6 protein-coding genes are annotated in these 6,116 nt (G+C 69.4%); 3 read left to right on the top strand and 3 right to left on the bottom strand.

Annotated elements, in window-relative coordinates; all coding sequences use genetic code 11:
* Window positions 1-97 precede the first annotated feature (97 nt).
* From pgsA to VFF46_RS37940, 3 genes are all read left to right on the top strand, one after another.
* Window positions 98-721: a CDP-diacylglycerol--glycerol-3-phosphate 3-phosphatidyltransferase gene (gene pgsA, locus VFF46_RS37930; RefSeq protein WP_325042107.1), complete on the top strand. Its 624-nt coding sequence runs from the start codon at window positions 98-100 to the stop codon at window positions 719-721.
* Between the two features lie 184 nt (window positions 722-905).
* Window positions 906-1,400, top strand: coding sequence for a CinA family protein (locus VFF46_RS37935; RefSeq protein ID WP_414673139.1), 495 nt, complete (start codon window positions 906-908; stop codon window positions 1,398-1,400).
* A 163-nt stretch (window positions 1,401-1,563) separates the two neighbouring features.
* Entirely contained in the window at window positions 1,564-1,854 is a 291-nt protein-coding gene (locus VFF46_RS37940; RefSeq protein WP_325042108.1) for a helix-turn-helix transcriptional regulator, read from the top strand.
* A gap of 8 nt (window positions 1,855-1,862) precedes the next feature.
* Here the strand turns inward: VFF46_RS37940 and VFF46_RS37945 are convergent, their stop codons facing one another.
* From VFF46_RS37945 to VFF46_RS37955, 3 genes are all read right to left on the bottom strand, one after another.
* A complete protein-coding gene (locus tag VFF46_RS37945; RefSeq protein WP_325042109.1) occupies window positions 1,863-2,348 on the bottom strand; it encodes a DUF4262 domain-containing protein in 486 nt (161 codons plus the stop codon).
* Window positions 2,349-2,421: 73 nt separating this feature from the next.
* A complete protein-coding gene (locus tag VFF46_RS37950) occupies window positions 2,422-3,207 on the bottom strand; it encodes an Fpg/Nei family DNA glycosylase (protein ID WP_325042110.1) in 786 nt (261 codons plus the stop codon).
* A 4-nt stretch (window positions 3,208-3,211) separates the two neighbouring features.
* The coding region (locus VFF46_RS37955; RefSeq protein ID WP_325042111.1) for a DNA glycosylase AlkZ-like family protein at window positions 3,212-6,116 on the bottom strand (2,905 nt) is incomplete at its 5' end.

Here is a 6,116-nt window from a genome sequence, read left to right on the forward strand (position 1 = left end):
CCGCGAAGGTCGTGGCGAGCGACGGCGTCGACCTGATCGCCGAGTTCGCGGCACTCGTGAGCACCCCGGACACCCGCCAGGCAGTTAACCTGACCGCGTGACCAACCCGCCACCGAACCCGGCGCCACGCGCAGCCGGCGGACAACTCCACGCGCCCAGCGCCTGGAACCTGCCGAACGCGCTGACCGTGCTACGGCTGGTCCTGGTCCCGCTCTTCGTGTGGCTCCTGCTCCGCGACGGCGGCCACGCAACCGGCGACCGCCTGCTCGCCACCGCCGCGTTCGTCGTCGCGATCGTCACCGACCGCTTCGACGGCGACATCGCCCGCCGCTGGAACCTGGTCACAAACTTCGGCAAGATCGCCGACCCGATCGCCGACAAGGCCCTCACCGGCGCCGCCTTCCTCGGCCTCTCGTACCTCGGCGAACTCCCGTGGTGGGTCACGATCCTGGTCATGGTCCGCGAATGGGGCGTCACCGCCCTCCGCTTCTGGGTCATCCGCCACGGCGTCATGCCCGCCAGCCGAGGCGGCAAACTCAAAACCGTCCTCCAAGCCATCGCCCTGGGCCTCTACCTCCTCCCATGGCAACACCTGGCCATCCTCCACTGGCCCGCCGTCACCATCATGACCGCCGCCGTCCTGGTGACGGTCATCACCGGCGTCGACTACCTCTCCCGAGCCCTCCACCTCCGCGCCGCCGCCAAACGCCCCCTCCCATAACCGACCCCACCCAACCCCATCCGTCGCCGCCCCGGCCGGTCTCCGCAGCATCTGTCGCGACGCTGGTACCTCAGCGAGTCCAGTCGCGCCCATCTGGCCAGGTGAGGGCATTCCTGATGGTGGTGGATGCTGGTCGCCTCCTGGTGTTGAGTACAGGTACAGCTTGCGAATACGGAGGTGGCGGGTGGTTGACGACCGGGTCGGAGCGGCGGTCAGTCGGTTGGTGGAGTTGTTGCTGGAGCATCGCGTGACGCTGGCCACGGCTGAGTCGTTGACGGGTGGGATGGTCGGTGCGGTTCTGACGGATGTGCCGGGGGTGTCGGCTGTGTATCGGGGCGGCGTGGTGGTTTACGCGACCGACCTGAAGGCCAAGCTTGCAGGTGTACCGGACGAGCTGCTGGCCGCTGTAGGGCCAGTACACCCGGACACGGCTGCCGCACTGGCCACCGGCGTACGGGAGCGTCTGGAGGCGGACTACGGCCTCGCGACGACCGGTGTAGCCGGTCCGGACCCTCAGGCGGGCATCGAGGCCGGGACGGTGTATGTCGCGGCGGCCGGACCGCGGTCCGTGCAGGTGCGGAAGCTGCAGTTGTCCGGAGACCGGGCGGCTGTCCGGCAGGCAAGCGTCGAGGCCGTCCTGGAACTCGGAGCGGCAGTTGTGGCGGAAGAACTCGACTGAACGAGGTGTTGGGACCAGCATGGTGACAGGTAAGGCAGACTTGCGCGGCGCACCGAAGGTGGACGTTGCGAGGGGTAGTGACCCAGCAACAGGTACCGTTGGTTCCTACGGTCGAGCTACCGTGCGGGTAGATACGGCTGGACAGGCGGAAGGGAGAAACCTCATGGTGCTGGTTCGTGGCCTGCTGGGCGACGTGCTGCGGCGTAAGCGGCTGCGCCAGGGGCGCACTCTGCGCGAGGTCTCCGCCGACGCCCGCGTCAGCCTCGGCTACCTGTCGGAGGTCGAGCGCGGTCAGAAAGAGGCCTCCAGCGAGTTGCTGGCGGCGATCTGCACGGCACTCGACGTGCCGTTGTCGATGGTCTTCGCCGAGGTGAGCGAGGATCTGGCCCGCGAAGAGGCGCTGGTGCTGGCGCACCCGGCGATCGAGCCGGAGGTCGTGGCCTCGGCCGCCTGATCGGCGGCTCATCGGACACCCCGGTTGCAGGTCCGCCAGTCGTAGGCCGGCTGGATCAGCGTGATCCGGCTCGGCCAGACGAGCTGAAGTGCGGGCAGCGGCGGCTGCCCGGGCCGGCGGTACATCGCGTTGGCCCTCCGCAGGTGCAGCTCGGAGTCGGGGAACCGCAGCAACTCGGCGGTCTGCGGTGGCGGAAAGAACGCCGTCAGATCGTCACCCTCGTCGAATTCGGTGCCCTCGAGGACTGCCCAGGCCAGTGGCTTGAGGCTGAGGAACGCGTAACAGGGCTCGCTCTCGAATGTGATGATCTCCGGATGCTGGTACTGACTGAGACCCACCGTGTACCCGTAGGCAGGATTCCGGCCGCCGTCGCCGGGGACGTACGTCATCGTCCAGCCGTAGGTCTGGATGTTCTCCTCGAGCCACCGCGAGTAGTCCTCGTCGGTCAGGTCACCACACCTGTCGCACATCGCCATCTCCTCTCGATCGAACATTTGTTCGATGCGCCAGAGAAGGTATCCGTGTTCGGCCGCCGCGGGGAGTTGTCCACAGGGCAGTTTCGGTGGATCAGCTCTCGGGCTGGCAGGCCGGGCACCAGTAGGTGACGCGCTCACGGGTCGGCTCGCCCAGGGATGCGGTGCGAATCGCCGTACCGCATCGGCGGCACGGTTTGCCGGCGCGTTCGAACACCCAGGTGCGTTGACCGGGACGGTCCACCCCGGTGCTCACCTGGGCGCCGTTGCGCACGTTGGCCTTGAGCAGTTTCCGGCTGAGATCGATCGCGGCCGGTACGTCGACCTCCGCGACCGGGCGCCACGGGTGCAGGCCGAGCAGGAAGCAGACCTCGGTCCGGTAGAAGTTGCCGATCCCGGCCAGGTTGCGCTGGTCGAGCAGCGCCTCGCTGATCGTCCTCGCGGGGTCGGACTCGACATTGGCGATCGCCGCCGCGCGGTCGAACGACGGTGAGAGCAGATCCGGGCCAAGATGCCCCACGACGCTGTCCTCGTCGTCCGTGGCGACGAGCTCCAGCACGGGAAGCCGGTACCCGACCGCAGTCCACGTCCCGGTCTCGAGGACAGCGCGGATCTCGTGCGTAGGCCCGCCGCGCCACCGTTCACCAGCCCGGTACAGATGCCAACTGCCGTCCATCCGGAAGTGACTGTGCAGCGTCAGCCCGCCGGACAGCCGCATCAGAATGTGCTTGCCGCGCGCAACGACCTCCACAACGGTCCGGCCACTCAGGTCGGTCGTCGCCAACGACGGCACGCGGAAGTCCGTACGGACGAGCTCCTGCCCGGCGAGCGACTGGTTCAGTCGTTTGCAGGCCCTCCAAACGGTGTCTCCTTCCGGCATCGCCTCACGCCCGGAGCCGCAGTCCGCGCGGCGTCGCGTGGAAGCCGGCCTTGGCCAGCGCGTCCCCGAAGGCCGTGTGCCGAACCTGTTCGCCGTCGGCCGTCTCCACGCTCAGCTTGCCCAGCTGACCGTCTCTGATCGACAACGCCAGCGCGTCGACGGCAGGTTGCAGCAGGTCGGAGTCCTCGGTGAAGCTCAGCACGGTCCGCCCGCCGCGTTCGACGTACACGATCAACTGGCCGTCGACCATCACGATCAGCGCCCCGGCCTTGCGGCCCGGTCGATGTCCGCCGGCGTTCTCCCGCTCGGGCCACGGCAGTGCGGCGCCGTACGGGTTGGCCGGATCGGATGCGGCCAGTACGACGGCACGCGCGGTGAGTTCGTCGTTCTTGCCAGGCCGGCCGGTCCCGCGTGCACTGCCCGGTGATCCAGGAAACTCGGCGAGCGCTCGCAACCGGTCGACCGCGCCCGGCAACGCGAACTGCGCCGCTCCCAGCCCCGCGACGAAGTACCCGCGTCGGCACCGCCCGGACTCCTCGAACGCACTCAGCACCTTGTACACCGCCGCGAACCCGCCAGGAGTCCGCTCGGTGATGACCGATCCACGCGTCACGATGCCGTAGCGGTCGAGCAGCGTCTCGGCCGCGGCATGCGCCCGCCGGGTCGTGTCCGAACTACGGGCCGGAAGCAACGACCATCGCCCGCCCGCCGTCGGCGGTCCACCCCGCGACGGCATCGACGGCCGCCCGGGCCGGATCGGACGTCCCGGTCGGGCGCGCGGCGTCGTACGGCGGGCTCGGTGACTGCCGCGGCCGCCGCTGACGAGGGAGCGGACGGGAGTCAACGTGTCGTTCGTGAGGTGACCTGCCCAGACGAGATCCCAGAGGACGCTGACCAGTGCCTCGTCCTCGACCACGCCGGAACTCGACCCGATCACATCGCTCAACTGCCGGAAGAAGAAGGCGCCGCCACCCGACAACGCGTCCAGCACGGCCTGATGAGTGTCACCCAACTCGAACGCCGGATCGGGATCCGGCAACGTCAGATCGCAGTTGTCGGCGAGGTGCAGCGACACCCAACCGTCCGTGCCGGGCAGCGAACCCGAGCCCGCCCACACCACCTCGCCGGTCGCCGTCAGCTCGTCCAGCATCGACGGCTGGTACCCCGGCACCCGCGAAGGCAGCACGATCGACTCCAGCGCCGAGGCCGGTACGGCGCAACCGGCGAGCTGCTCGACCGCGCCGAGAAGTACGTCGTACCCGCGCCCGCGGCCGCTCGTGATCCCTTGCCACGCAGGCAGGAACCGCGCGAGCGCGGACGGATCGACCGGCTCGACCTCCTTCCGCAGCGCGGCGAGCGAACGCCGGCGCAGCAGCCGAAGCACCTCGCTGTCGCACCATTCGAGGGCGATCCCGCCCGGCAGGAACTCGCCCTCGACGACCCGCCCGGCCGCGCCCAGCCGCCGCAAGGCTTCACTTACGACCGCCACACCGATCCCCAGATGCGTCGCGAGATCGATGGCACGGAACGGTCCGTGCGTCCGTGCGTACCTCGACACCAGATCGCCCAACGGGTCGGCGACCGGCTCCGCATGCGCCTCCGCAACCCCAGGTGGCAGCGGCACACCGAGAGCGTCGCGCAGCCGCGCCACGTCCTCGACGACGGCCCAGCGGTGTTCACCCGCGATCCGCACACGGACAACACGACGCGCCGCCGCGAGCGACGTCAGCCAGGTTTCGGCGTCGGAGCCGTCGACGCAGCGCTGAGTTGCTTCCGGCAAGGACAACGGCCCGACCATCCGCAGCACGTCGAACAATCCTTCGGCATCCCGCGCGCGGCGGTCCTCGGCCAGGCGTTGCAGCTCGGCCTCGGTGCGCAGTACGACCTCGGCGTCGAGGAGCTCGCGGAGCTCGGTCCGCCCAAGCAACTCGGCCAACAGGCTCTGGTCCAGCGCGAGCGCAGCGGCACGTTTCTCGGCGAGCGGGCTGTCGCCCTCGTACATGAACGCGCCCACATAGCCGAACAGCAAGGACTTCGCGAACGGCGATGCCTCGGGCGTCTCGACCTCGACGACCGAGATCCGGCGCTCGCTGATCCCGGTCAGCAGATCCTTCAACGCGGGCAGGTCGTACACGTCCTGCAGGACCTCGCGCAGCGTCTCGAGCACGATCGGGAACGATCCGAACTTGCTGGCCACACTCAGCAACTGCGAGGCCCGTTGCCGCTGCTGCCACAACGGTGATCGCCGTCCCGGATTACGCCGAGGCAGCAGCAATGCCCGCGCCGCGCACTCCCGGAACCGGGCCGCGAACAACGCCGACCCGCCGACCTCGGTCGTCACCAGGTCCTCGATGTCCGCCGGATCGAACAACACCAGCTCCGCACCCGGCGGCGCCTCGTCCGTCTCCGGCAGGCGCAGCACGATCCCGTCGTCACCCGACACCGACTGCGCGTCCATCCCATATCGATCGCGGAGCCGCGCGGCGATCGCAAGCGCCCATGGACCGTGCACTTGACCGCCGTACGGCGAATGCACGCAGACCCGCCAGTCACCAAGCTCGTCGCGGAACCGCTCGACCACGATCGTCACATCGTCCGGCACCCGGCCGGTCGCGTCGCGTTGCTCGGCCAGGTACGACACGAGGTTGTTGGCGGCGTACTCGTCGAGTCCCGCGGTGCGCGCCCGCTCGATCGCCTTGCCGCTCGGCAACGACGCCATCTTGCGGACGAACGCACCGGTCGCGGCGCCGAGCTCGGCCGGACGGCCTACCGCGTCGCCCTTCCAGAACGGCAGCCGACCGGGCTGACCCGGCGCGGGGGAGACCAGCACGCGGTCGTGGGTGATGTCCTCGATCCGCCAGCTCGACGCCCCGAGCGTGAACACGTCGCCGACCCGCGACTCGTACACC

Source organism: Kribbella sp. (genome assembly GCF_035655035.1).
Classification (GTDB): domain Bacteria; phylum Actinomycetota; class Actinomycetes; order Propionibacteriales; family Kribbellaceae; genus Kribbella.